The organism is Roseateles saccharophilus (assembly GCF_004342485.1).
Lineage (GTDB): Bacteria > Pseudomonadota > Gammaproteobacteria > Burkholderiales > Burkholderiaceae_C > Pelomonas > Pelomonas saccharophila.
In genome coordinates this window covers 390,052-414,352 of the sequence record NZ_SMBU01000001.1, presented here as the reverse complement: position 1 = coordinate 414,352, position 24,301 = coordinate 390,052, and the positions used below count along the sequence as shown (strand labels likewise).

Below are 24,301 nucleotides of genomic sequence, written 5' to 3'. Positions count from 1 at the left end.
GGTGCGAGTCCCGTCCAATTCTTCGCGAGACAGCAGCCTTGACTCAACCTCGAATAGCTTGGGATCGCGAGCCGAAATCTACGCGGGACGTAACAACGTTGACCCGGCGCGTCCAGAGCATGGATGCCTATCGCGTGATCGAGGCAAGGCAGGGACCGGCGCGGGCGCGTATGGAATGCCGGACGACGATGGATGGGACTACGGCCGCGTACCCGCTCGACGCCGTCGAGGTGGACCATACGCCGCTGAATTGGGTAGTTATATGCGATCGGACCGGTCTGCCGCTGGGGCGGCCGATGCTGACCGTCGTGATCGACGCGTACAGCAACTACCTCCTCGGTCTCTATGTCAGCTTCTACGGGCCAGGCTTGAGTAGCGTCAGCGGCGCCATGCGTTGCGCTATCTCGCCGAAGGCGGACATGGTCGCCGGCATCAAGCTGGAGCACCGGTGGCTTGCAGAGGGCATTCCTGACAGGACGATCCTGGACAACGGCTTGGAATTCCACTCTCCGGTTTTCCAGCGCATCGGCTGGGAGCTAGGCAGCGACTTCACGTATTGCCGCGTGCGGACGCCATGGCTCAAGCCGCATGTGGAGCGCTTCTTCGCCACGCTGGACACGATCACGTTGACCAAAGGTCGCATTCACAAGCGCGTGGCCAACGTCTTGAACATCGACCCGACCAAGGACGCCTCGGTCATGTTCTCTCAGTTCGTGCGTGGCCTCGTGCAGTTCGCCGTCGACGTCCATCCATTCAAGGTCAACGAGCGCAAGCTTGCCAAACCCTATGACCTGTTCCTGGAAGGTCTGGAGCGCACGCCAGCGGCTTGTTTTCCGCATGACATGGAACGCATTCGCCTGGCCTCGGCGCTGTCGAAGCCGAAGACGGTCGACCAGGGCGGTGTCGAGCTGCATGGACTGCCCTATGGCGCGGGGGAACTGCTGCCGATGCGCGAGCGGTACGGCAAGCGCTTCAAGACCTGGGTGAAGTGGGATCCCGATGACATGTCTCGACTGTGGGTTCAAGACCCGGTGGACAAGCACTGGGTATCGAGTCCATGCCGCTGGACGGATTACGCCAAGGACCTGAGCTGGAACCAGCACTTGCTCATCCGCAAGTTCGCCCGCCAGGAGTTGAAGAAGAACGGCTCCTACGAATACCTCGAAAGGGCGAGGCTTCGTCTGCACGACCACTGGATGGAGGCTGTGGCTTGGAAGACCCAGGCCGATCGCAAGCTCGCAGCGCGGTTCTCCGGGGCTACTTCAGCAAAGGTGTTCGCTGGCGACTCCGAGACGCCAGCGCCCCCGCCACCTCCCGAGCCGGTGAGCAATGAACAAGTGTCGACCTACGCGCCAGCGGGCGCCGAGGAATTCGAAACCGTCAATTTCTGAATCTATGAAGACTCAATCTACCAAGCCCCAACATCAGCGTGCCATCGCAGCGGTTCATCCGTCCTTCCCGGCTTCCGTAAGCGGAGACGTTGCATGAGCTACGACATCATCGATCCGACCGACTGGGACGACGAGGAGCGCAAGATCCAAGCCCGTCGCATGGCCATGTACTCCGTTGCGGCCATCACAGCGGCATCAGAGGTGACGCGGAAGTACGTGATCTTTCCGCAGCTCAAAAGCGTGCTGGCAACCTTTGATCGCATCTACCAGCTCTCGCGAAAGCTCGATCTCCCTCAGGGTGTCCTCGTGTCAGGGCCGCCGGGTTCATCTAAGAGCACCGTCGCGAAGTACTTCATGAAGTCGCTGCCGCCAGCCGACGGCGTGGTGGAAGGCTTCGGCGCGATCTATATGCGCATGCGTCCGGGCGCGTCGGCCGGGTTCATCGTTTCCCAGATCCTCAAAGGCCTGCACCACCCTTTCACCAATGTCCTGAAAGATCGCGTCGCGCCGATGCGCGAGGTCGTTTGCGAAGGGCTTGAACACAAAGGAACGCGCATCCTTTTCATCGACGAAGCGCAGTCGCTCGCTCATCGCGGCAAGCGAGCTGCAGAGGATCGCGACACCACGGCCGCAAACCTCCTGCGAGAGCTGGCCGACACCGTTGGTGTGGGCATCGTGCTGCTTGCCGACCAGCGCCTGCAATCACTGGATCAGCTTGACCCTGGCCTGGCTGATCGCTTGTCCGGAACACTGCTACTGAAGCATTTCGAAGATGGCAACACCTGGGCCGGATTCTTGGCGGAATTCGCTCGCGCCGTTTCGGCGGTGTCCCTCGCCGTGCTGACTGAGCCCAAGGTGTGCGCCGCTACCCACGCTGCAACCAAGGGTGGGCGACGGACCTTCGTTCGCTTGATCACCGAGGCTGTTCTGATCGCGGTGGACGACAAGGCAGCCGCAGTGACCGTCGCGCATCTGCGCCTCGCTTTCGAGCGCACGGCCGGACCCGGCCAAACCACGTCGAATCCATATGGCAGCGAATGAGCCTCGTCAGCTGCCCATCCCGCTTGAGCTAGGCGAGGCCGAGTCAGGGCTCGGCTTCGTTGTTCGGGCACTCCGTGCCAACGGCGTTCCATTCGATTGGGGCGTGCGCTGGCTTGGCCTTCAGCGGCATCGACCAGTGGACCCGTATGAAGTGCGACGGATCGCATGGGCGCTCAACGTCGACGCGGACTTGCTTAGGAGTCGGTTTGTGACCCGAGACGGGAACGCTGGTTGGGTGCGCCTGGCGGGGCATCGGCTCCGGCGCCAAAGCGCGTCCAACCGGTTGTACGCGAAGCTGTGCCCTCATTGCGTCCGGGAGACCGGACGCCTACGGCTGACCTGGCTCTTGCGAGCCGGCGTCGGTTGCCCTTGGCATGGATACAGCCTGATCTGGCGTTGTCCGCGCTGCAATCAGGCCATCGCCTGGGACCGGCCCGATGTCGACATATGTCGTTGTGGCTTTCCGTTTCGCGCCGTTCGCGATGTGCCTCCACTGGAGCCGGAGGTTTGCGCCTGGCTGACTTGGTTGGAAGAAGCTGTGTGCCGGACTTCTGCCGGTCCAGCGCGTCACCTTCTTCCGCAGGCCCTCACTCACCTCAGCGTCGATGGCGCCTTCAGGATCGTGGAGGCTTTGGGCGTCCATGCATCGGCAAACGCATCGGTGCGATCTGCACTGGCCAGCGCGAGCACGCCGCCGGCGCTAGGGGCAGTGATTGCACGGGGCGTTGCGCGCTTTCGGACCATCGAAGCTGACCCCGGTTCACTTCAGCAGTTCGGCTCAATAGTGAACCAAGTTGCTTTGTCGCAGCTCGCCAATGACTTTGCGGCACCAGAGGACCATACGCTTGCCTGGTGGCTGTTGCTCGCGCTGAGAAGCGGCGTGGACCCCGGTCGAACGAGGGCGGGGGCGCGTCCGAAGGGCCAACTGCCGTTGTTTCTGACATGAGCGCGGCAGACGTTCTCAGGTACGGCGTACCAAGGCCATTCGAGGCCGAGGCGCCCAGCAGCTGGCTTGCACGGCTTGCGTTGGCGCAGGGTTGCTCGATGAAAGAGCTTTTAAGGTTCCTTGATATTGAAGGGTGCCTCGATGTAGATCACATGATGTACGGCAAGGCGCTAGCGGAACTGCGGCGTCGCTGCAGCTTGCCCCCAACCGCCTTTGCAATTGCTGGGACGGTGATGGCTGGCTTCGCGAAGGCGCGCATGCCTGTCTGGAGCTTGGCGACCACCATTGCCGGGGTACCAGCTTCCCGTTACTGCCCGGCATGCTTGCGAGGTCGTTCGACAGCGCACTTGGACATCCATTGGCGCTTTATCGATTGGCGCTATTGCCCGGTACACAACTGTCTGATGGAGAGTGTCTGCTGGCAATGCAAGGCGCCGGTTTGCTACCCGCAAGACATGGCTTTGTCGAAAGCTGGCCGGGCAGGCTATGCGTCTCAAAGCCGATGTCTCCATTGCAGTGCAAATCTGGCGGCGGCGAAGCCGTGCTTTATCAACCCAGTGACTTCCAGCGCTCTGACAGAACTTGAAGCTTGCTGGCTCTTAAATGGGCGAGCGCTGCTGGCTTCACTGTGTGCCGGAAGAGCGCGCTATCGTGCCCAAGGTGTGGGGACTGCAGCGCTTTGTCGTCGCGCGTACGAAGAGTGGCTGCCGTACCCACAACAATGGTCCCGAGTGGAGCGTCGGCTTCGGAATGATCGATCGCTTGAGCAGGTATGGCGGGATGCCGTTCGGCTGCGTACCCGGGAGGAACTGAAGACGCCGTGGGGGTCGGCAGTTAGCCTCGAGAGATGGTGAGTAACGCTTCCCACCAACTTGTGCGAAGTGGCTGCCCGCAACGGTCAACGCCGTCTGCGGGCGCTACGGCGTCTCGCCCCCGCTCGCTTCAGCATTGTTCCGAAGATCCAGGCCAAGGCGACCATGGAAAGCGAGATCCAAAAACCTGGATTGCTGAGTAGGCTGCCGTCCATGTGTCGATATTAGGCTGCACCCGCTGCTACGGCAAACGGCAGCTTCCTCTCAGAGTGCCCTTCACTTGTGCGTATTCCGGTGGTCGCGGACACCCAGTTCAGCACGACGAGCGCGTCATCCAGTGTTTACGAGCATGGCGGCTCGCGGGGGCAGCCTGAAACCGATATCACCACACGAGCGGTCGCTCCGCAGCGGTTGCTGCCAGTCAGACCGGCCGGCCCGTCTGCTCCGCATAGGTTTAGTAGTAAAGGCGCTCGCTGGGGCCCTGGGCGCCGGCGTGATGGCTCTCCAGCCATTCTCGGCCCATGCAGTGCTGCGCGATGACGAGCCAGTTTCCTGCGGCGACGCCGAGGTAAGACCAGCCGGAGTTGCCAATGCGCGGAAAGCCGGGTTTTAGCGAGCGGACATTCAACTCCACTGCCAGTTAGTGGGACTGCAGCATCAGCATGGACGTGCAAGTTTGCAGATCAGCGCTGACGGTGTTTCAGACGTCCAGCTCCGCCACTGCGAGTTCGGGGAGGAAAGCCTCCACGTCATCCGGAAGGCTGATGATGAGCATCTCGCTGTCGACGCCGAGCTGGTCAGGGAGCGCGTCGGTAGGCACGACCACCGCTATGGCGGCGTCGCTTTCCAGGTTCCGGGCTCTCTAGCAGATGAGGCTGTGGAGCTCGCTGAGCCGCGGGAAGGCTGTATCTACTTCGAGGTCTTGGATGATGGTGATAGGCATCTTGGTGCGTGATAGTTGGTCTGCGCCAACGTATCCGTACCGGTTTTAGCCTTTAGGCCGAGCTCCAAAAATCGAACGTCTAGCCTTGTCAGGCGGGACCTTGGTCTTCGGCGGGGCCAATCGTGCTGCTCAGACCAGCGATATCGATTGATGGGTCTGCAACTCCGTTGCCGTGGTGTTGGCGATGGCAATAGTTGGTAGGAATGAGCCGTTTGCTCCGGGCTTGCTCTCGTAGCAGATGACCGTGGCGTGGTTGCGCGCTTGCAGCTTCTGGCCGACCTTGAAGCACGCGCTAGCCGGGGCGCCGATGAACAGGTGGATCGTCGAAACGCGCCACTTGTCTTGAAGCGTGCGGATGGCGTCCTCGACCGCCAGAGCGAACAGGTCGATGTCGCTGGTATGCGAGAACACGCTGTGCTTGAGGTCGTCGGCGCTGGCGGTCGTGACATGCATGGCACCCACCTTGAATGCGCCATCGGCGTAGAGCGACGGCGGAAGTCGCTCCGGCGCCAAGCCAAATGTCAGGGAGACGATGAGGCACGCTTCGTTGCCGCCGGCGTGCGGTGCGAGCTCGGTTGCGGTGTACTTGCCCGGCGCGGGAGCAGGCGTGTTTTCGTCGAACGCCCAAGGTCCACCCGGCAGACCGGCAGGCCGATCTCGATTGAACTGGAAGACCGTGACCTTGGTGCCCTCGCCGACGACGCGCCCGGCCAGCGTCAGGAAGGACGTGCCGTGCAGCGGGAAGACTGCAACCGGCATTCGCGTGCCATCGTCCTTCAACGTGCCGTTGAGGCGCTTGCGAAGCATCGGGAGATCCTCCGCCAAGCTGTTGAACGCGGTTCCCCAATAGGTCGGGCTATGCGGGTCATGCAGGCGGCCCTCGTTGGAAAGGTGGCGCTCTGGACCGCCGGATGCCATTCGCAGCTGCCTTGTCCACATGGCCTCTTCGGCGTCGCGCTGGTTGAACCGCGGCGACTGCGCCGTGATGTTGCCCATGACGACCAGCGGAAGTACTTCCGGATACTGCAGCGTGTTGAGCAATCGCCGAACCTCATTGATGCTGTCCTGGCGCATCTTGTTCAGCACGTCCACGGTGAAGCGATCCGGGTCCACACGGTCGATGCGGCGATGGCACTCGTCGCACATCAGCATGATGTTGTCGATGTCGCTCGACCGCTGGCCTGACAGCAAAGCATCGCCGCGCGGCCCCTTGGCGGAAGAAGCAATGATGTGGGCGAAGTACGAGAAGTTGCCCGGCGTGCCGCTCAGGCTCTCACGTCGCAGATCCTTGCCGCAGCCGGAGAACTGGCATCGCCAGCCGGCGAGGTAGCCGAGGTGGTTGAGATCGTCTTTGGCCGGAGAAGCGCCGCGGCCGTCAGAGCCGGTGAGCGCGTCTGCAGCTGTGAGCCAGGCATCGACGAAGATGGCGTCAACCGGGCTGCCCACCGCTGTCGCAAGGTCCATAGCTGCCAACGCGCCGGGGACTTCACACCAAGCCAGATTGGCGGCATCAGCGATGGGCTGGGCGGCCGCGCCGCTCTTGAGGCCAAAGTCTCCTCGGGCAACCTCCTTCCACGCGCCCGTACCATCGTCAGCCGCGATGCGGGCGGTGTACGCGTTGGTCACCACCATGACCTTTGCGCCGGACGCAGCCAAGTCGCGCAAGACCTGCGCGAGGGCGTTGTCGCTGGCGGGAACGACGCTCGATGCTTCAGCAGCTGGCATGGCTAATCTCAGGCAATGTTGACGACAAAGACACCGCTGCGGGCGACCAAGAGCCCGTTCTTGACGATGAAGCACTCCAGGGTGTGCGTGCCCGTGTACGCCGTGGCGTCTCGGTAGACCAGCGAGCCGACACCCACTGTGCCCTTGTTGAAGCCGCCCCGCAGCGATCGAGCCTGCGTGGCTTCCAGCCCCGAATTGACCACCTGCCAATAGACGTCATAGGGCGCGGGAATGTCCGTGTGAGCCTCGAACTTCAGGTCAAGGTTTTTGCGCAACGGCTGGGAGTCGCTGTAGAAGCGCATGGGGCGGGAGAATCCATTGCTCTGCCAGGTCGCCTTGTCGATGCGCACGTGTCCCATGCGGACGGCGGGCCAGGTAGGTGCTTGGCGGTGCGGGGCGCTCAAGAGTGCGGCCGCGCGCGGAACCAGGGAGAGCAAGGTGCGCTTGCCCTGCGTGGCGGGAACGCTGGCCAGCACCGCGGTGCGACGCCCAGAGAAGCGCTCTGCGGTCTCCATCAAGACCTTGGGCTCCCATTGCGAGGTCAGCTCCTTGAGGTCAGCGCGAGCGCGATGAAGCCAGGTGAAAAACGCTTCGCGGCGCTTGGGATACTGGCGCCAGCGGTCTGCGAAGTTTTCGGCCGGGTCGGTGGGGTTCAGGATGACCGGAAAGCCTTGCGCGTCGTACTGGATGAACGAGTCCATCCGCGCCAAGATTCCCTGCAGCGCCTGGGCAACCGTCGGCTCGCTTTGATAGGCCAGCGCCGACAGCGTGGTCAGGATGACGGAGATGGGTTTGTCAGTCGGGTCGTCGGCGAACATCAGGTCGCGGTGGCGCTTTAGGACCTGGATGCCCTGCTGCAGGGGCGTCTTCACCCGGTACGAAGGGATGTCCTCCACGGAAGCACGCGCTTCCAGCGCCATGGCGTTGCGGCGCGCCTCGAAGACAGTGCGCATCCGGCTGCGGAACCACTCGGTGTACCCGCGCGGGTTGCTGTGGGGCCAGGCGTCGCTCACCTCACGGTAGCGTGGGTGCTCGTTGTCGGTGATCGCGATGGCGGTGTCCGACCAGGTGTTCGTCAAGCCGCGCGATGCCAAGACGCGACGTTGGCCCTCGGCATCCGGGATGGCGGGGAGGGCGTCTAGGTGGAACTGGGCGCCGTCCGCGTAGTCCAGCGTCCAGCAGCGTCGGCTTTCCCCGACCTGCTTCATGCCGTGGGCCTTCGCGTACAGCTTCATCTCATGGCCGAGCAACTCCTTCAGGCGCTGCTGGGACATGGCTTTGGTGGCGGCCTTCAACTCGCAGACCAGGTCGACGTCGTAGTGCTCGTCCTCGTTCACCGGCCGGATAGGGATGCCCAGCTTGAACGAGCCCTGCACGTAGACGTCCGGCTCCAGGTCCTTCAGCGTCGACTCCTCGCGGCAGAGCCACTCACCGACAGATTTGAATCGGCGCCTGGCTTCTTCGTACCGGGAAGGCGGAACGTCGAGTTCCTGCGCCAGGCGCTCCAGGTAGGCAGAGGAGGCGAGGGTGATGGATGCCGGGGTCAGGAGGTTGGTGCTCATCGGTCGGGCTTTCGAGGTCTTACACAGCTGCAGCATCGGATGAAACCCGGGTGCCACACTGACTAAGACGCCCCAAACTGGCGCCGCGGACGCACCTTTGAAAAAAATTTAGGCAGGGCGTCCGCAGGCAAGCTGCCAGGCGTCTTTAAAGGAGGAAGCCCCTACATGTCCCAAGAATTCGATGAGCACGACGACCCGCCTGTGACCGGCGCCCGCCTGACCCTTGCGCAGGTCGATGCAGCGATCCGGGCGTTGGCGGCATCTGCAGCGGACTGGAGCCGCCTGGAAACCATCGCCGGCGTGCTGTGCGGCGGCGTTTCAGAACTGACCGGTGACGACCTGCTGCAGGAGGCGCTGACCCGCTTCATGGAAGGTCGGCGTGTCTGGCCAGCCGACGTGCATCCGGTGGTTGTCGTGAAGAACGCCATGCGCAGCATCGCGAGCGACGCGCGTAAGCGCGCTGAGCTGAGCCCGGTGGATGAGACCGTTGCGCTGGCGGATGGCCAGCCAACAGATGAGACCGATGTCCGGCGCCAGGCGCAGGGCAAGGTGACCATCACGCCGGAAGACTCGCTGTCCGGCAAGGAGCAACTGGTCGCCGTCTACGCTGCGGTGGCCGGTGACGAGGATCTGGAGATGCTGGTGATGGCCTGGGCCGACGGCCTGCGCGGCGATGAAGCGGCCAAGGCTCTCGATTGGGACAAGAAGAAGTACGAGGCTGCCCGCAAACGGCTGGAGCGCCGTTTGAAGACCGTGGACCCCGACCGGAGAACGAAATGAACAAGCCCTCGAACTTTGACAACTTTGTGGACGCATTGGCCGCAGAGCTGATTGCAATGCCTGATGACCAGGTGCTCGAGGGGGTAGATGTGGCCGCTACCGAGAGCCGGGCGCAGGCACTTCTGAAGTCAGCCAGGACTGCAGCTGGCAAGCGTCGGATGGCCGCTGCTCGGGCCGGGGTTGAAGCCAACCGTGCGCTGTTAGATGCATCGTCACATCAGGCGGGAGCGGTGTCACTCGACGAAGCGAAGCGGTTCATCGCTCAGGCTCAGAACGACCCTCGATTTACGTTGGCTGCCAGAAAGCTCGGCGAGATGCCACCGGAGGAGGTGCTGAGGCTTTACTGGCAGATGAAAAGACTTGAGCAAGCTGGCAAGGACGACGAGGCATGACTCCCGGTGAGCACGCCGAAGCTGTCATCGAAAGTCTGGGTATCAGCAGCGTAGAGGAACTGGACGTCGAAGCGATTGCCTTTGATGCCGGCGTCGAAGTGGTCTACGAGCAGCTCAGCGGCTGCGAAGCGACGCTTGTCGGTGTGGGAGATCGAGCTATCGCCACGATCAACCCTTCCAGCTATCGTGGTCGGGAGCGCTTTTCGGTGGCGCACGAGCTTGGCCATTGGACACTGCACCGCGGCCGTTCGTTCCGGTGCCGGGTAGATGCCGTTGAAGACAACTTTTCCTCGTCGACCGCGCTTGAGAAGGAAGCCGACACGTTTGCTTCCCATCTGCTGATGCCAGCAAGCCTGTTCCACGAGGCCCTTCGCGGCGTGGATCGCCCAAACTTCAAGCAGCTGAGTGACGTTGCACAGCGGTTTGAGACCAGCTTGACCGCCACGGCCTTGCGCCTGGTGGGCGTTGACACGCTGCCCGTCATCATTGCTTGCTACTCCAAGGCTGGGCTGCGCTGGCAAGCAGCTGCCAAGCATGTCCCCCGTCGGTGGTATCTCAAGGACACCGTCGACGAAGACAGTTTCGCCTACGACCTGCTCTATGAGGGCAAGGAGTGCCGCATCCTGGGGAAGCAGTCTGCCGATGCTTGGTTCACCAACTCGGACGCTGACAGGTATGAGGTTTTTGAGCAGTGCGTTCGACTGCGAGGGGACGAAGTACTGGTGCTGCTCTATCTGGCGGATTCGAAGATGCTTTCGGCAGGCTTTGACCCGACCGTTGGGAACAGGAAGTACAACGAGCACGGGTCGTACCTGGCACCTCGAGGCAGGCGATGAGCTGCCCAGGGGCGTAGCAGGAGCGCCAAGCGTCCCGGGTCCTCAAAGGGGTGGATGGCAGAGCGGCAGCAAAAGAAAACCCCCGGCATCGCCGAGGGTCTGAACGCCGTCGCTGTCATCGCGGGCGCCTGCTCAGCAACCGTCTTGGGAGTCAAGCCTCCGCCCGGACCGGCGGGCCAAGCCCCTCGCTCGGACGGACGGCTTCGCAGCCGTTGCGGCTGATGGAAGACGAGACCTCAGAGTTGGTGGATGTCAAACAGCGAACTTCAGGCCGGCGCGGATTGTTGATCTGGCCATTGCGATGGCGCTGCGACGCAGCAGGCGATGAGGACGCTGGCTCAGTCGCGTTGAGCGCCGTCTGCGCCTGCGGCGCGTAGTTGGTCCAGCACCCATTGGGGGCGGTCGGCGCAGGCCATGTCTTCGGGACGGTTCTTCATGGTGTCAATGGCCACGAGCAGGCGCGCCTTGTTCTGCGCAAGCCGCTGTTGCAGCAGCTCGATTTCGGCGACTTTGCGCTGCAGGCTCTCCAGAAGAGCATCGTGCTGCCAGGTAGCTTTGGAGTCCGGCAGCAGGCTCCGAATCTCATCGAGTGAGAAGCCCGCGCTTTGGGCGCTGGCGATGATTTCCAGCATCCACAGCGCTTCCGGACCGTACTGCCGGTAGCCGTTCTCGCGCCGTTCGACCGTGCTGAGCAGGCCGCTTTTCTCATAGAAGCGGATGCGCGATGCGGCCAGGCCGGTGCGCCGCGCCAGTTCGCCGATCTTCATCCGAGCTCCAAATCACCGCTTGACATTGAACTTAACTTTAACCTTAGAGTTTCGACATCGTCAACGTCTCTGAGTGAAGCCATGAATGTCCGAACGATTGCCGCCACCGTCGGCGCCGTCCTCAGCCTCAGCGCCGGCGCCGTGTGGGCGCAGCCCCAAACCACGACCATCGACGTCGCCGGCCAGCCGGTGCCAGTCGTGAAGGGAGGGCTGTATGACCGATACCGGTCAAACCCGCCACTGAGCGTCATTGCGGCCGAAGCTCCCGACGTCGACTTGAGCTGGTTCAAGCAGCTCAAGAAGGAGCGCGTGGACATCGGCTTCGAGTCCTACTCACCCAACTTCTATTACAAGACCAGCCGCGTGACGGCCATCTACACGGCGGACCTGGACCGGCTCAAGGCGCTGATGCCGGCCAAGGTGCTGGAACAGGTGCAGCCGCTTCAGGTCTGGCCGGGCCGCGGGCTCATTGCATTGACTGCCTACACCTACCGCTACTGCGACAACGACAGCTACAACGAGATCGGCCTGTCCATCGTCACCAACAAGCCGGGTTCATCCAGCTTCGGTCCGTTCACGCTGCTCAGTCAGTCCCTGAACGGCGACTTCTGGGGCTACGTGCTCAAGCTGCCGGTGAACACGGAACTGGCTCGGGTGCGCGGCGTGGTGGGCTACAACCTGCCGAAATGGCTGACCGACATCGACTACAAGGAGACGGACAAGGCCGTCGTGGTCGAAATCTACGACGCCAAGACCAAGCAGGTTGACGTGACGGTGGAGACCCGCAAGCTCGACGACCTGTCCAGCAAGGAGGTCATGGTCAAGAACAGCTTCACCAATGTCGACCAGAAAGGCGAGCTGACGACGGGCTTCGCAGTCTCCCGTCAACTCCGCCACGCGAGCAGCAGCAGCGCGGATGACGTGCAGCTCACGCTGACTGACGGCAGCCTCTCGACCTATATCAAGGCGCTGAAGCTGGGCAAACTCCTGAAGTACGAGTACGTGCCCGATTTCCAGAGCGCGCTGTACGCGCCCAAGCCTTTGTAAGGCGACGACGTCCAACAGACTGAGGACCCACCATGCAGACCATCCTGGGCGCCACCGGCCAGATCGCCGTAGAACTTGCGCGGGAGCTAAGGCGCACCACCGAAGATGAGCTGCGTCTCGTCAGCCGCAGCCCTCGCAAGGTCAACGAGAGCGACTTGCTGGCACCGGCCGACTTGCTCAACGCCAAACAGGCCGCCGATTCGGTCAAGGGCAGCGACATCGTCTACTTCACAGCCGGCCTGCCGCCCGATACCGACCTATGGGAGAAGCAGTTCCCGCTGATGCTGAAGAACGCGCTGGACGCCACGCGCGCGGCGGGCGCCAAGTTCGTCTACTTCGACAACACCTACATGTACCCGCAGGACGACCGGGTGCTGCGCGAGGACGCGCCCTTCGAGCCAGTGGGGCGCAAGGGCCGTGTGCGCGCAGAGATGGCAAGCATGGTGCTTCAGGAGATGGCGCGCGGGGACATCCCCGTCGTCATCGGCCGCGCGCCCGAGTTCTACGGCCCAGGCAAGACGCAAAGCATCACGAACACGCTGGTCATCGACAAGCTCAAGGCCGGTGAGACGCCGCGAGTGCCCGTGCGCGACGACACGCGCCGCACGTTGATCTGGACGCCGGACGCCAGCCGCGCCCTGGCCGCGCTGGGCAACGCGCCGGATGCGTTCGGCCAGACCTGGCATCTGCCCTGTGACGACGAGCGGCTGACCTATCGGCAACTCGTCGAGCTGGCAGCCGAAGTGTTCGGAACGCAGCCCTCGTACAAGGTGCTCCGCAAATGGATGCTGACGGCGGCGGGCCTCGTTTCCAGCCAAGTCCGAGAACTGCGCGAGCTGCTGCCTCGCTACGAGCGCGACAACCTCTTCGACTCAACAAAGTTCAAGCAGCGCTTTCCGGAGTTCCAGGTCACGACCTACCGGAAAGGTCTGGGGCTGATCCGCGACGAGTCTCGCCGCGCGACTTCCTGATCGAGGTACGCAATATGACTCGCCGCATCCTGCTTGTTGTCACCAACGTCGCCCACTTCGACTCGCCCTCGGAACACACGGGGTTGTGGCTGTCGGAGCTGACTCATGCCTACGACCTCTTTGCGGCGCAGGGCTTCGAGCAGCGCCTGGTCAGCCCGAAAGGTGGCCTGTCGCCGCTGGAGCCTCGCTCGCTGAAATGGCCCAACGCCGACGCCTCGGCCAAGCGCTGGCTCGCAGACCCATCCCGCCAGGGCTTGTTGTCCAACACCGCGCGACCCGAGGACATCGACCCCAAGGACTTCGACGCCATCTATTTCACCGGCGGCCACGCGGTGATGTACGACTTCCCGGATGACGCTGGCCTACAGCGCCTCACGCGCGACATCTACGAGCAGGGCGGTGTCGTCGCCTCGGTGTGCCACGGCTACTGTGGGTTGCTCAACACCAAGCTTTCCGATGGTTCACTGCTGGTGGCCGGCCGGCGACTGACCGGATTCACATGGGTGGAGGAATTGCTGGCCGGCGTCGGCAAGCTGGTGCCCTATAACGCCGAACAAGAGATGAAGCAACGTGGCGCGCGGTTCGAGAAGGCTCTGTTGCCTTTCGTCCCCAAAGCCGTCGTGGACGGTCGACTGGTGACCGGCCAGAACCCGCAGTCGGCCAAAGTGACGGCTGAAAGAGTCATTGAGCTGCTGTGAATCGCCTAATGGGAGGAGGTGACCGGTCGTTCAGCCAATGAAGCATGAATGACCGAGGCGGCCCGTAGCCGTCATAGCCGGTCTGCTCACGAGTCATGCAGCATCGGGTTCCATCGGGCACCGTGCTTTGCCATTGAATTCAGCGTCGCCAGCAGCTTGCGCATGCACGCGACGAGAGCAACCTTCTTGGCCTTACCTCTGGCAAGCAACCGCTCATAGGACGAGCGAAACACCGCGCAGAACCGAACTGCTACGAGCGTCGCCATGTAGAGGGCGCACCGGACATCATGGCGACCACCCCAGATGGAGCGCTGTCCTCGTGACTGCCCAGAGTCTCGGTTCATCGGTGCAACACCGACCAGCGCAGCAATTTTGCGTCGGTCCAACTTGCCCAGCTCAGGCAGGTCTGCAATCAGCACCGCGACGCTGGTCTGACCGACGCCTGGCACCGATGTGAGCGCAGCAACCAGTTCCGCATGATGTCGTTCGAGATGCGCTGCGACCGCGGAATCATTGTTGGCGAGCTCTTCCTTCAGGAAAGCAACCACTCGGTCAACGCTGGCTCGTGACGCAACGTGCGCCTGTCGCCTCCGAAGCTTCTCCGCCGTTTGCATCTCGATCAGTTGACGGCGCCGCTGCACCAGCGCCTGCAGTTGTTGGCGCGCCTCATCCGCCAACGGCTTGATGAAGCGTTCTCGTTCTGGGTGCTGGTGCAGCACGCGACTGAACGACGCCAAGAGCTTTGCGTCCAGCGAGTCGGTCTTGGCTAGCAGTCCCATCGCCCGGGCGAAGTCGCGCGCGGTACGTGGATTGACCACTGCAACGGCGAAGCCGTCCAGTTGCAGGGTGGAGGCTGCCATGAACTCATAGCCTCCTGTCGCTTCAAGCACGATAAGTGCAGGGGCCGCTTCCTTCATGCGACGCACAAGCTCCGCAATGCCCGCTTCGTCATTGCTAACCTGCCAGGTGACTTTGTCTCCAGTGCAGGCCACCTCCAGCGTCGCGCTGGCAACGTCGATACCTACGAACACAGGCTCGGACATGTCCTCTCTTCCCTTCCTTGCATATGCGAACTTCGAGCTCCAACAACCGTTCGGGCTGAGGAGAGGACGGTCCGACCGAGGCGCTCAGCGCTGAGCAGCGGGCTTTGATGCCCTAGGGAGGATCGAGCTACCTTGGTCAGTCCGAGCCGCCAAGATACAAGGGAGGAAAAGCAGGGCGCGGCTGCTGAGGAATGATGCTGTGGGCTATTGCTGACCCCACGCTATCACCGATCACGGAGCCGCACCCTCTCGTCGACCCACCTCCGGACCAGCGTGCTCGCGTCGCGGCGCGCGTCCTGCAAGGCCTGCTCCCGTGTGTCCCTGTGCCGGATGCATTCATGTCGCAGCGCTGTCCCGCTCGTGGTGTCCACAGCGAAACGGACCACCCCGAGGTATCCGAGTTCGTAGAGCTGCACCCACGCCAGCGCGGAGGCAGATCCGTCGGTGGCGAAGAACAGGTTGTCCATGGGGTCTCCTCGACGCTGTATGAGCTCTCCTTCACCGAAGCGTAGGAGGCATTGGCAACCCGTTCAAGTTGAGGTCGTCGGAAGAGTTCAGCGGAAGTCCCGGCTGCTCGTCTCCAACTCACCCAGCCATGCCGTCAGGTCTTCCACTCGCTGAGCGATCAGGCTGCAGGCATCCGTCGGGCATTCTTGCTGCTATGCGCAAGCCAAAATTCAGAGTTGAATGACAGTCTGACCCGAAAGTTCAGACTTGAATGACGAGTGATTTCAAGACTGCTTGACGCAAGTTCGGCTAAGCGTCTGATTCAGGCTCAGTCTCGGTTCGGACTTGAGCGCAAACCGACAGTCTGACTGTCGGTGCGGCTGTCGGTTTGGGCTGAGTGTCGGTTTGCGCTGAGTTTGGAAACGGCTCCGTAGCGGCTGCCGTCGTCCGCGTCATGAAGCCGGGTTCACGCTCGGGGTCCTGAAGCCGTCGTCGGTTGTCGGTTAACCGGTCGGTCTGAACAAATAGCGGCCAGGGAGAAAATCCCTGCCCGCCCCCCCTGGTCGGCCAGACACTCTATCCCGACTTACGGCCGGTACTGCCAGACCGCCCATGACCAACGCCCCATACACGACCTTGCCGCAGTGGCCCAGCGCTTATCCAGCCAGCGGCGCCAGTGCCACCCTGAAACTCCTCAACGAAGACTTCATCGTGACCGAGCTGCCGCTGCAGCAGCCTTGCGGTGAGGGCGAGCACATCTGGCTGGACGTCGAAAAGAACGGCGCCAACACCGCCTTCGTCGCCCAGCAGTTGGCCGAGGCCGCCGGCGTGCGGGAGTGGGACGTGGGCTATGCCGGCCTCAAGGACCGTTACGCCGTCACCCGCCAGTGGTTCAGCATCTATCTACCCAAGGGCGAGACGCCCGACCTCGCCCTGCTTCAGCACCCGGAGTTCAAGGTGCTGAGTCAGAGCCGCCACGTCAAAAAGCTGCGCCCCGGTGACCTGCAGGGCAACCGGTTCCGCATCGTGCTGCGTGACGTGGCAGGCGACCGCGGCGCCATCGAGGCCAACCTCAAGGCCGTTGCGTCGCAGGGCGTGCCCAACTACTTCGGCGCCCAGCGTTTCGGCTTTGAGGGCGGCAACGTCGAGCAGGGCCGCGCCATGCGGGCGCGCGAGATCCGCGTGCGCAACCCGAAGAAGAAGGGCATCTACCTGTCGGCAGTGCGCTCCTTCGTCTTCAATGAAGTGCTGGCGCTGCGCTTCCAGCAGGGGCTCTGGGGCAAGACCCTGCCCGGCGATGTGATGGACGAGGCGGGCCGGCCCACCGGGCCGCTCTGGGGGCGGGGCCGCGTGGCCACCGCCGAGCAAGCGCAGGCCCTGGAAAACGGCGTGGCCGAACGCCACGCCACCTTGTGCGACGGCATGGAACATGCCGGCCTGGATCAGGAGCGCCGCGGCCTGGTGGCGAGCCCGTTGGGCATGTCATGGGAATGGCCGCAGGCCCATCAACTGGTGCTCACGTTCTCCTTGTCCGCCGGGAACTACGCCACCTCTGTCCTGAACGAAATCCTCCGCACCACGGAGCCTGACCGGCACACCGAGAACGAGCCCGCGGCTACCGATTGACGGTTGCCCTCGACCCGATGCGCCGCGCCACCGGGCGTCCGCGCTGCCGGCCGCCTCCGAAAGCATCGACCCCCATCAATCTGAAGGACACCAGATGCCGAATCGCCGCGCGGGCGGCGCTTTGATACTTCCTGCCAGCCAGAACAGCCAATGAGACAACAAGGGTGTGAGGTGCGCCGCCGTCGCGCCGCCTGCCGCACACCCGGGCAGCACGGAAGACAGGCATGGGCACCCAGATCACGCAAGTCGAACAGTTCGGTTTCGAGCGCATCCCCGACGAATCCCGCTACGCGCGCCCCATAGACCTGTTCCGGCTGCTGTTCGGGGGCTGCAACACCTTCTCCACCTCGGTGCTGGGCGCCCTGCCCGTGCTGCTGGGCCTGCCCTTCTGGGCCGGCGCTGCGTCCATCCTGCTGGGCGTGGCGGTGGGCACCTGCGTGCTGGCGCCGATGAGCCTGTTCGGTGCGCGCAATGGCACGAACGACCCCGTGTCCTCGGGCGCGCACTTCGGCATCCACGGCCGCATCATCGGGTCCTTTCTGGCGCTGCTCACCTCGATCGCGTTCTTCTCACTGGCGGTGTGGAGCTCGGGCGACGCGCTCGTCGGCGGCGCCCACGAGATGGTGGGCCTGCCGGTCAACGGCCTGACGCTGAGCTGCGCCTACGGGCTGTTCGCCGTGCTGGTGCTGACCGTCTGCATCTACGGATTCCGCTTCATGCTGTGGGTGAACAAGGTCGCCGTCTGGACCGCCAGCCTGTTGTTCGCCATGGGCATCTTCGCCTTCGCGGGCACGCTCGAAACAGGCTATGCGGGCAGGCTGCAAACCGGCCACGCCGGCTTCTGGCCGGCGTTTCTCGCCGCCACCCTGGTGGCGCTGAGCAACCCCCTGTCCTTTGCATCGACGCTGGGCGACTGGGCGCGCTACATCCCCGAGCACACGCCCCGGCGCCGCCTGATCGGCGCGGTGTTCGTGGCCCAGGTCGCCACGCTGGCGCCCTTCCTGTTCGGCCTGGCCACGGCCACCATCATTGCCACAAAAGCGCCGCAGTTCATCGCGTCAGGCGACTACATCGGCGGGCTGCTGGCGGTGTCGCCGCGCTGGTTCCTGCTGCCGACCTGCCTGATCGCCATCATCGGCGGCATATCCACCGGCACCACCGCCCTCTACGGCACCGGCCTGGATGTCTCCAGCATCCTGCCGCGCCTGTTCAACCGCGTGCGCGCCACGCTGGCCATCGGCACGCTGGCCAGCGTCTTCATCTTCGTCGGCCGCTTCGCCTTCAACCTGGTCGAGAGCGTCTCCACCTTCGCCACGCTGATCGTGACGTTCAGCTGCCCATGGGTGGCCATCATGGTGATCGGCTACGCCACGCGGCGGGGCCACTACCTGGCCGACGACCTGCAGGTCTTCAACCGCGGCCTGCGCGGCGGCCACTACTGGTTCACCGGCGGCTGGAACCTGCGCGCCATGGGCGCCTGGGTGGCCAGCGCGACGACCGGCCTGCTGTTCGCCAACGTGCCCGGCGAGTACGCCGGCCCGCTGAGCGTGTTCACCGGCGGCTTCGATGTCAGCGTGCCGGTGTCCCTGGCCATGGGCGGCCTGCTCTATCCCGCGCTGCTGTGGATCTTCCCCGAGCCCGACACCGTCTACGGGCCGCGCGGCCGCCGCTTCGTGCGCGCGCCCGCAGCGGCGGCACGGCAGGCCCCCTGCCCTTCGGCCGCCGCGATGTGAGCCCCGCGCTTGCAACGAGAGCAATCGATGTGAAGGTCACGAGATCGGAATCCGCGCTCCACCCCTGCCTGCCTAGCATGACCTCATGAAAGACGCCCCCATGTCTCGCGCCCCCGAACGCACGTTGAACCAACCGCTCAGTGGCAACGCCATGCCCCGCTTCGGCGGCATCGCGACCATGATGCGCCTGCCCATGGCGCAAAGCGCGGCGGGGCTGGACGTCGGCTTCGTCGGCGTGCCGCTGGACATCGGCACGTCCAACCGCTCGGGCACCCGCTTCGGGCCGCGCCAGATCCGCACGGAGTCGGTGCTGCTGCGCCCCTACAACATGGCCACCCGGGCCGCCCCCTTCGACTCGCTGCAGGTGGCCGACCTCGGCGATGTCGCCATCAACCCCTACGACCTGAAGGACTCGGTGCGCCTGATCGAGGCGGCCTACGACGAGATCGTGGCCACCGGGTGCCGCCCCATCACGCTGGGCGGCGACCACACCATCGCCTGGCCCATCCTGCGCGCGCTGCACAAGAAGCACGGCCCCGTGGCCGTCGTCCACATCGACGCGCACGCCGACGTGAACGACACGATGAACGGCGAGAAGATCGCGCACGGCACGCCGTTCCGGCGCGCGGTGGAGGACGGCCTGCTGCAGTGCGGGCGCGTGACCCAGATCGGCCTGCGCGGCACCGGCTACCACGCCGACGACTTCGACTGGTGCCGCCGCCAGGGCTTCACCGTCGTGCAGGCCGAGGACTGCTGGCACCGCTCGCTGACGCCGCTGATGGAGGAGGTCTGCGCGCGCGTCGGCGACGCGCCGGTCTACCTCAGCTTTGACATCGACGGGCTGGACCCGTCCTGCGCACCCGGCACCGGCACGCCCGAAGTGGGCGGCCTCACGGTGCAGCAGGGGCTGGAGATCATCCGCGGCATGCGCGGGCTCAACCTCGTCGGCGCCGACCTCGTCGAGGTCTCGCCGCCCTACGACCAGGCCGGCACGACGGCCCTCGTCGCAGCCAACCTGGCCTACGAGATGCTGTGCGTGATGCCCGGCGTCCAGTACCGGTGAGCCTCCATCTTCCTCAGCCGTCGCTCATGAACGAGTTCATCCTTCCCGCGGCCTGCGTGGCCGGCCAGCGCCTGGAGTCCTCCGAGGCGCGCACGCCGATCTTTGCGGCGGCGAGCGGCGCGCGCATCGGCTGGCAGCAAAGCGCTTCGCCCTCTCAGGTCGGCCAGGCCGTGGCGGCGGCGCGCGCCGCGCTGCCGGGCTGGCGCGATGCCCCTCCCGCCGTGCGGGGCGCGGTGCTGCGCCGCGTGGTGGCCGGCGTCGAGGCACGGCATGACGAGCTGGTGCAGTGGCAGATGCGAATCAACGGCAAGCCCCGTGCCGAGGCCGAGCTGGACGTGGCCGACGTGGCAGCCTGCTTCGCCTACTACGCCGGCTTGTGCGAACTGGGCGAAGCCTTCGCCGTGGAGCGGGTGGATGTGGGCGACGGCGGCGGCAGCGGAGTCATTGCCGAGCGCTTCCATGCGGCCGTGGGCGTCGCCGCGCTGGTCGTGCCCTGGAACTTCCCGATGGTGACGACGGCCTGGAAGCTGGCGCCGGCGCTGGCGGCCGGCTGCACCGTGGTGCTCAAGCCGTCGGAACTCACGTCGCCGGCTGAGCATGCGCTGTTCGACCTGCTCGCCGAGGCCGGGCTGCCCGCTGGCGTCGCCAACCTCGTCAACGGCGATGCGCGGGTGGGCGCAGCGCTCGTGGCCCATGCCGGCATCGACAAGATCTCTTTCACCGGCAGCACGGCGGTCGGCACGAAGATCATGCAGCAGGCCGCGTTGGACATGCGGCGGGTCACGCTCGAACTGGGCGGCAAGTCGGCGCTCATCATCCGCGAGGACGCCGACGTCGAACTGGCCGTGAGCCTCGCCGTCGCCGGTGCCTTCGCGAACGCGGGCCAGATGTGCTCGGCCACCTCGCGCATCCTCGTGCACGACGCGCTCTACCGGCGCTTCATGAGTGAGTTCGAGATCGCGGTGCGCGGGCTGGTCGTGGGCGCGCCGGAGCCGGGGCCAGGCCAGGCACCCAGCCAGATGGGCCCGCTGGTTTCCAGGGCCCATCTCGATCGCGTGCAGTCGCTGCTGCTGCAGGGCCTGGACGGCGGCGCACGCATCGCCTTCACCGGCCGCCTGGCCCCGCATGCGGGCGACGGCTTCTACATGGCGCCGGTCGTGGTGGCCGAGCCGCCGGCGGACAACCTGCTGTGGCGCGAAGAAATCTTCGGGCCGATGGCCTGCGTGCGCTCCTTCCGGGACGACGACGAGGCGCTGGCGCAGGCCAATGCCACCGCCTACGGCTTGGTGGCCACGGTCGTCACCGAGAGCGCGCAGGCCACCGCGCGCTACCAGGCCGAGCTGCGTGCCGGCCTCGTGTGGGTCAACACGCCGCAGCTGATCTTTCCCCAGGTCTGCTGGGGCGGCCTGGGCGCCAGCGGCATCGGCCGCGAGCTGGGCCTGCAGGGGCTGCGCGCCTACCAGGAGCTGCGCCACGCCGTGCGCCGCGCGCCCTGAACCTCATCTCTCTTTCAAACCGGAATCACCCTTCATGACTGCACTCGTTCAAGACATCAAGACACTCGGCGCCGGCGTCGGCAGCCACACCAAGCTCGACTACGGCATGGACGAGGACGACTGGTGCGCGTTCAAGGGCGCCAGCAGCGGCCATGTGGTGGGCTGGTGGGAGGGCAAGGTCGGCAGCGTCGACTTCCCGGCGACGACGGCCGACGAGATCGTCTGGCTCGCCCAGGGGCGCATTGCGCTGACCGACAGCCAGGGCGGCCGGCGCGAGTTCAGCGCGGGCGACGCCTACCTGCTGCCCGCCGGCTTCGCAGGCCGCTGGGAGACGCTGGAGGACGCCAAGAAGCTCTACGTCCTGCTCGACAAGGCCTGAGCGCTTGAGCGTCGCAATGCCTGAAACCCTTGCCCCTCCGCCTGCCGGCCAGATCAGCCTGGACGAGGCCTTTGCCCCGACCAAGCTGATGCCCTATTGGCTGGACAACCCGGCCGCGCCCTCGCCCGCCGCCGAATTGCTGCAGGCCACGCAGGCCGACCTGCTGATCGTCGGCGGCGGCTTCACGGGCCTGTGGGCGGCCATCCAGGCCAAGGAGCAGAGCCCCGAGCTGGACGTGGTGCTGATCGAGGCCGGCCGAGTGGCGTTCGGGGCGTCCGGGCGCGCGGGCGGCATCATCTCGACGTCGGTCATGCACGGCCTGCCCAACGCGGTGCGCGTGTTCCCCAACGACATCGAGCAGCTGGAGGGCTTCGGCCAGGTCAACCTCGACGGCTTCGAGGAGACGCTGCGGCGCTACGGCATCGACGCCGACATCGAGTGGAACGGCGAGATGACCGTGGCCGTGGACGAGGCACACGTCGACCACCTGAGCGCCGACTACGCGCTGCACCGGCGCTACGGGCACGACGTGGTGCTGCTGGACCGCGCGCAGACGGCTGCGCAGATCAAGTCGCCGCTGTTCGCGGGGGCGCTGTGGTCGCGCCACCGCAGCGGCATCGTCCACCCGGCCAAGCTGGCCTGGGGCCTGCGCCGCGCCGCAATCTCATTGGGCGTGCGCCTGTTCGAGAACACGCCGCTGCTGCGCCTGCACGATGCCGGCTCGCACGTCGAGGTGCAGACGCCCAAAGGCAGCGTCAAGGCGCCCCGTGTGCTCTTCGGCACCGGCACGGCCAAGGTTGGTGTGCCCGACATCAACCGCCGCGTCGTGCAGGTGCGCGACCACGTGCTGGCCACCGAGCCGCTGACCGACGAGCAGCTGGCCCGCATCGGCTGGGCGAAGCGCCAGGGCGTCTACGACACGCGCACGCAGCTCAACTATTTCCGGCTGACCCAGGGCAACAACATCATCTTCGGCGGCCTGGTCAGCTACCACTTCGACGGCAACCCCGACCCCGCCGAAGACGGCCGCAAGGAGACCTACCACCGCCTCGCGGCCGCCTTCTATCGCACCTTCCCGCAGCTCGGCGACGTGCGGTTCTCGCACGCCTGGGGCGGCCCCATCGACTACTGCTCGCGCGGCTCGGTCTTCGCCAAGCCCTACCTCGGCGGCAAGGCCGTGTTCGTGGCCGGCTACACGGGCTTCGGCGTGGCGGCCAGCCGCTTCGGCGCCTTCATGGGACTGAACATCCTCTTCGATCGCGACAGCCCCGAGCGCGGGCTGGACATCGCGACGCAGAGCCCCACATACATCCCACCCGAGCCCTTCCGGTGGCTGGGGGCCAAGCTCACCTTCCATGCGTTCGACGGCGCCGATGCCGAAGGCGGCTGGAAGCGGGCCTGGATCAAGGGCATCAAGGCGCTCGGGTTCCCCATGTAAGAGAGCCCAGCCCGCCCGGCTAAGCTCGCGCGGGCCCTCAAGACGCGAGCATGTTCTCCAACACCACCGATCTCGACCTCCGGCTGATCCGCGTCTTCCTCGCGGTGGTGGACGCGCGCGGCATCACGGCGGCCGAGGCCTCGCTGGGCATCCGCCAGTCCACCATCAGCACGCAGCTGTCGGTGCTGGAGACGCGCCTCGGGTTCACGCTGTGCGAGCGCGGGCGCGGGGGCTTCCGGCTGACCTCCAAGGGCGAGCGCTTCGCGGCCTCGGCGCGCGCGCTGATGGCAGCCACGACGGACTTCGTCGCGCAGGTGCGCGAGATGGACCGCAAGCTGGTCGGCACGCTCGCCATCGGCCTGATCGGCCAGGCCCCGCTGACCGAGAACGCGCGCCTGGCCGAGGCCATCGGCGCGTTCCGGGCGCGCGACCAGGCCGTGCGCTTCACGATGACGGTCGCGCCCTCGCAGTCGCTGGAGGAAGGCATCGTCAACAAGCAGCTGGACCTTGCCATCGGCTACTTCTGGCACCGCGTGCCGGGCCTGGTCTACACGCAGCTCTTCCTGGAGCAGCAGGAGATCTATTGCGGGCGGGGCCACCCCCTCTTCCACTCCAAGAAGATGGTGACGGTGGAGGACCTGCTCAGCTTCGACTGGGTCTGGCGCAGCTATCACGTGCCCGAGGAGCAGCTGCCGCTGACGCAGCGCCACATCACGGCGACGACGGACAGCATCGAGGCCGCCACCATCCTCATCCTCTCGGGCGGCCACCTCGGCTACCTGCCCACCCATCACGCCGAGGCCCTCGAACGGCGCGGCCTGATCCGCGCCGTGCAGCGCGACAGCTTCAGCTTCGACGTGCCCTTCCATCTCGTCATGAAGCGCGGCAGCCTCGACAAGCCCGTCGTGAAGGCCTTCTGCGAGAACCTGCTGCAGGCCTTCGGCGTCAAGCCGGCCCAGCCCTGACTCCACGCCTTTTGAGCCCGGCGCTTGGGTGCGCCGCGCACCACCGTGTGCGCGACGCCGCACCACGCTGGCGCCCTGCCGCGCTCGCACATTGACACGCCCCAATGTGAGCTTCGTGAAGTCGGGATTCGACGCGCAAAACGCATTCCTATCATCGATTCGCCGATAGCGGCAGCAGGCCATGGAGACAAGTTGGGCCT

23 protein-coding genes are annotated in these 24,301 nt (G+C 65.0%); 18 read left to right on the top strand and 5 right to left on the bottom strand.

Annotated elements, in window-relative coordinates; genetic code table 11:
- The 5 genes from EV671_RS01815 to EV671_RS01795 all read left to right on the top strand — a co-directional run.
- On the top strand, nucleotides 1–1,391 hold a 1,391-nt coding region (locus EV671_RS01815), incomplete at its 5' end, for a Mu transposase C-terminal domain-containing protein (protein ID WP_207911069.1).
- Nucleotides 1,392–1,484: 93 nt separating this feature from the next.
- Nucleotides 1,485–2,432 carry a TniB family NTP-binding protein gene (locus EV671_RS01810; protein ID WP_132569410.1) on the top strand — a complete coding sequence of 316 codons (948 nt, stop codon included), beginning with the start codon at nucleotides 1,485–1,487 and terminating at the stop codon, nucleotides 2,430–2,432.
- A complete protein-coding gene (locus tag EV671_RS27945; RefSeq protein ID WP_132569408.1) occupies nucleotides 2,419–3,378 on the top strand; it encodes a TniQ family protein in 960 nt (319 codons plus the stop codon). The genes EV671_RS01810 and EV671_RS27945 overlap by 14 nt, the downstream gene beginning before the upstream one ends.
- On the top strand, nucleotides 3,375–4,232 hold the full coding sequence (locus EV671_RS27940; RefSeq protein ID WP_132569406.1) for a TniQ family protein: 858 nt from the start codon (nucleotides 3,375–3,377) through the stop codon (nucleotides 4,230–4,232). Before EV671_RS27945 ends, EV671_RS27940 begins: the two co-directional genes overlap by 4 nt.
- Before the next feature lie 634 nt (nucleotides 4,233–4,866).
- On the top strand, nucleotides 4,867–5,145 hold the full coding sequence (locus EV671_RS01795; RefSeq protein WP_132569404.1) for a hypothetical protein: 279 nt from the start codon (nucleotides 4,867–4,869) through the stop codon (nucleotides 5,143–5,145).
- Between the two features lie 117 nt (nucleotides 5,146–5,262).
- Here EV671_RS01795 and EV671_RS01790 read toward each other — a convergent pair whose 3' ends face one another.
- On the bottom strand, nucleotides 5,263–6,858 hold the full coding sequence (locus tag EV671_RS01790) for an SAVED domain-containing protein (RefSeq protein ID WP_132569402.1): 1,596 nt from the start codon (nucleotides 6,856–6,858) through the stop codon (nucleotides 5,263–5,265).
- A gap of 8 nt (nucleotides 6,859–6,866) precedes the next feature.
- The gene (locus EV671_RS01785; RefSeq protein WP_132569401.1) at nucleotides 6,867–8,420 is read right to left on the bottom strand and encodes a nucleotidyltransferase; all 1,554 of its coding nucleotides are present in this window, start codon (nucleotides 8,418–8,420) and stop codon (nucleotides 6,867–6,869) included.
- A gap of 165 nt (nucleotides 8,421–8,585) precedes the next feature.
- On the opposite strand from EV671_RS01785, the gene EV671_RS01780 reads away from it, so the two are divergent.
- The 3 genes from EV671_RS01780 to EV671_RS01770 are packed head-to-tail and all read left to right on the top strand — an operon-like array spanning nucleotide 8,586 to nucleotide 10,428.
- Entirely contained in the window at nucleotides 8,586–9,200 is a 615-nt protein-coding gene (locus EV671_RS01780; RefSeq protein WP_132569399.1) for an RNA polymerase sigma factor, read from the top strand.
- On the top strand, nucleotides 9,197–9,592 hold the full coding sequence (locus EV671_RS01775; RefSeq protein ID WP_132569397.1) for a hypothetical protein: 396 nt from the start codon (nucleotides 9,197–9,199) through the stop codon (nucleotides 9,590–9,592). The genes EV671_RS01780 and EV671_RS01775 overlap by 4 nt, the downstream gene beginning before the upstream one ends.
- Entirely contained in the window at nucleotides 9,589–10,428 is an 840-nt protein-coding gene (locus tag EV671_RS01770) for an ImmA/IrrE family metallo-endopeptidase (protein WP_132569395.1), read from the top strand. The genes EV671_RS01775 and EV671_RS01770 overlap by 4 nt, the downstream gene beginning before the upstream one ends.
- Before the next feature lie 338 nt (nucleotides 10,429–10,766).
- On the opposite strand, the gene EV671_RS01765 is transcribed toward EV671_RS01770, so the two are convergent.
- Nucleotides 10,767–11,195, bottom strand: a complete 429-nt coding sequence (locus tag EV671_RS01765) for a MerR family transcriptional regulator (protein WP_132569393.1) — start codon at nucleotides 11,193–11,195, stop codon at nucleotides 10,767–10,769.
- 81 nt (nucleotides 11,196–11,276) lie between these two features.
- Here EV671_RS01765 and EV671_RS01760 point away from each other — a divergent pair, with 81 nt between their 5' ends.
- From EV671_RS01760 to EV671_RS01750, 3 genes are read left to right on the top strand one after another with little or no spacing between them, the layout of a single operon-like run.
- Entirely contained in the window at nucleotides 11,277–12,242 is a 966-nt protein-coding gene (locus EV671_RS01760; RefSeq protein ID WP_243655534.1) for an acetoacetate decarboxylase (ADC), read from the top strand.
- Nucleotides 12,243–12,274: 32 nt separating this feature from the next.
- The gene (locus EV671_RS01755; protein WP_132569391.1) at nucleotides 12,275–13,213 is read left to right on the top strand and encodes an NAD-dependent epimerase/dehydratase family protein; all 939 of its coding nucleotides are present in this window, start codon (nucleotides 12,275–12,277) and stop codon (nucleotides 13,211–13,213) included.
- Between the two features lie 14 nt (nucleotides 13,214–13,227).
- Nucleotides 13,228–13,911 (top strand): type 1 glutamine amidotransferase domain-containing protein, encoded by a 684-nt coding sequence (locus tag EV671_RS01750; protein ID WP_132569389.1) that lies wholly within the window; start codon nucleotides 13,228–13,230, stop codon nucleotides 13,909–13,911.
- Between the two features lie 86 nt (nucleotides 13,912–13,997).
- On the opposite strand, the gene EV671_RS01745 is transcribed toward EV671_RS01750, so the two are convergent.
- Together EV671_RS01745 and EV671_RS01740 are read right to left on the bottom strand one after the other, a co-directional pair.
- The gene (locus tag EV671_RS01745; protein WP_132569387.1) at nucleotides 13,998–14,954 is read right to left on the bottom strand and encodes an IS110 family transposase; all 957 of its coding nucleotides are present in this window, start codon (nucleotides 14,952–14,954) and stop codon (nucleotides 13,998–14,000) included.
- Between the two features lie 224 nt (nucleotides 14,955–15,178).
- Nucleotides 15,179–15,421 (bottom strand): hypothetical protein, encoded by a 243-nt coding sequence (locus tag EV671_RS01740; protein WP_132569385.1) that lies wholly within the window; start codon nucleotides 15,419–15,421, stop codon nucleotides 15,179–15,181.
- Between the two features lie 592 nt (nucleotides 15,422–16,013).
- On the opposite strand from EV671_RS01740, the gene truD reads away from it, so the two are divergent.
- The 7 genes from truD to EV671_RS01705 all read left to right on the top strand — a co-directional run bounded on the left by truD (nucleotide 16,014) and on the right by EV671_RS01705 (nucleotide 24,101).
- Nucleotides 16,014–17,027: a tRNA pseudouridine(13) synthase TruD gene (truD, locus tag EV671_RS01735; RefSeq protein ID WP_132569383.1), complete on the top strand. Its 1,014-nt coding sequence runs from the start codon at nucleotides 16,014–16,016 to the stop codon at nucleotides 17,025–17,027.
- 224 nt (nucleotides 17,028–17,251) lie between these two features.
- Nucleotides 17,252–18,760, top strand: coding sequence for a purine-cytosine permease family protein (locus tag EV671_RS01730; RefSeq protein ID WP_132569381.1), 1,509 nt, complete (start codon nucleotides 17,252–17,254; stop codon nucleotides 18,758–18,760).
- Nucleotides 18,761–18,845: 85 nt separating this feature from the next.
- Nucleotides 18,846–19,823 carry an agmatinase gene (gene speB, locus EV671_RS01725; RefSeq protein WP_243655533.1) on the top strand — a complete coding sequence of 326 codons (978 nt, stop codon included), beginning with the start codon at nucleotides 18,846–18,848 and terminating at the stop codon, nucleotides 19,821–19,823.
- 26 nt (nucleotides 19,824–19,849) lie between these two features.
- Nucleotides 19,850–21,319, top strand: a complete 1,470-nt coding sequence (locus EV671_RS01720) for an aldehyde dehydrogenase family protein (RefSeq protein WP_132569379.1) — start codon at nucleotides 19,850–19,852, stop codon at nucleotides 21,317–21,319.
- A gap of 34 nt (nucleotides 21,320–21,353) precedes the next feature.
- Nucleotides 21,354–21,698: a cupin domain-containing protein gene (locus tag EV671_RS01715; RefSeq protein WP_132569377.1), complete on the top strand. Its 345-nt coding sequence runs from the start codon at nucleotides 21,354–21,356 to the stop codon at nucleotides 21,696–21,698.
- A gap of 16 nt (nucleotides 21,699–21,714) precedes the next feature.
- A complete protein-coding gene (locus EV671_RS01710) occupies nucleotides 21,715–23,136 on the top strand; it encodes an NAD(P)/FAD-dependent oxidoreductase (RefSeq protein ID WP_132569375.1) in 1,422 nt (473 codons plus the stop codon).
- A gap of 50 nt (nucleotides 23,137–23,186) precedes the next feature.
- Nucleotides 23,187–24,101, top strand: coding sequence for a LysR family transcriptional regulator (locus EV671_RS01705; RefSeq protein ID WP_132569373.1), 915 nt, complete (start codon nucleotides 23,187–23,189; stop codon nucleotides 24,099–24,101).
- Nucleotides 24,102–24,301 lie beyond the last annotated feature (200 nt).

Coding starts and splice junctions, on each gene's coding strand:
- EV671_RS01810 (WP_132569410.1), top strand. CDS start 1,485: ATGAGCTACGACATCATCGATCCGACCGACTGGGACGACGAGGAGCGC.
- EV671_RS01730 (WP_132569381.1), top strand. CDS start 17,252: ATGGGCACCCAGATCACGCAAGTCGAACAGTTCGGTTTCGAGCGCATC.
- EV671_RS27945 (WP_132569408.1), top strand. CDS start 2,419: ATGGCAGCGAATGAGCCTCGTCAGCTGCCCATCCCGCTTGAGCTAGGC.
- EV671_RS01770 (WP_132569395.1), top strand. CDS start 9,589: ATGACTCCCGGTGAGCACGCCGAAGCTGTCATCGAAAGTCTGGGTATC.
- EV671_RS01740 (WP_132569385.1), bottom strand. CDS start 15,421: ATGGACAACCTGTTCTTCGCCACCGACGGATCTGCCTCCGCGCTGGCG.
- EV671_RS01785 (WP_132569401.1), bottom strand. CDS start 8,420: ATGAGCACCAACCTCCTGACCCCGGCATCCATCACCCTCGCCTCCTCT.
- truD (WP_132569383.1), top strand. CDS start 16,014: ATGACCAACGCCCCATACACGACCTTGCCGCAGTGGCCCAGCGCTTAT.
- EV671_RS01745 (WP_132569387.1), bottom strand. CDS start 14,954: ATGTCCGAGCCTGTGTTCGTAGGTATCGACGTTGCCAGCGCGACGCTG.
- EV671_RS01710 (WP_132569375.1), top strand. CDS start 21,715: ATGCCTGAAACCCTTGCCCCTCCGCCTGCCGGCCAGATCAGCCTGGAC.
- speB (WP_243655533.1), top strand. CDS start 18,846: ATGAAAGACGCCCCCATGTCTCGCGCCCCCGAACGCACGTTGAACCAA.
- EV671_RS01790 (WP_132569402.1), bottom strand. CDS start 6,858: ATGCCAGCTGCTGAAGCATCGAGCGTCGTTCCCGCCAGCGACAACGCC.
- EV671_RS01720 (WP_132569379.1), top strand. CDS start 19,850: ATGAACGAGTTCATCCTTCCCGCGGCCTGCGTGGCCGGCCAGCGCCTG.
- EV671_RS01765 (WP_132569393.1), bottom strand. CDS start 11,195: ATGAAGATCGGCGAACTGGCGCGGCGCACCGGCCTGGCCGCATCGCGC.
- EV671_RS01715 (WP_132569377.1), top strand. CDS start 21,354: ATGACTGCACTCGTTCAAGACATCAAGACACTCGGCGCCGGCGTCGGC.
- EV671_RS01750 (WP_132569389.1), top strand. CDS start 13,228: ATGACTCGCCGCATCCTGCTTGTTGTCACCAACGTCGCCCACTTCGAC.
- EV671_RS01775 (WP_132569397.1), top strand. CDS start 9,197: ATGAACAAGCCCTCGAACTTTGACAACTTTGTGGACGCATTGGCCGCA.
- EV671_RS01780 (WP_132569399.1), top strand. CDS start 8,586: ATGTCCCAAGAATTCGATGAGCACGACGACCCGCCTGTGACCGGCGCC.
- EV671_RS01705 (WP_132569373.1), top strand. CDS start 23,187: ATGTTCTCCAACACCACCGATCTCGACCTCCGGCTGATCCGCGTCTTC.
- EV671_RS01755 (WP_132569391.1), top strand. CDS start 12,275: ATGCAGACCATCCTGGGCGCCACCGGCCAGATCGCCGTAGAACTTGCG.
- EV671_RS01760 (WP_243655534.1), top strand. CDS start 11,277: ATGAATGTCCGAACGATTGCCGCCACCGTCGGCGCCGTCCTCAGCCTC.
- EV671_RS27940 (WP_132569406.1), top strand. CDS start 3,375: ATGAGCGCGGCAGACGTTCTCAGGTACGGCGTACCAAGGCCATTCGAG.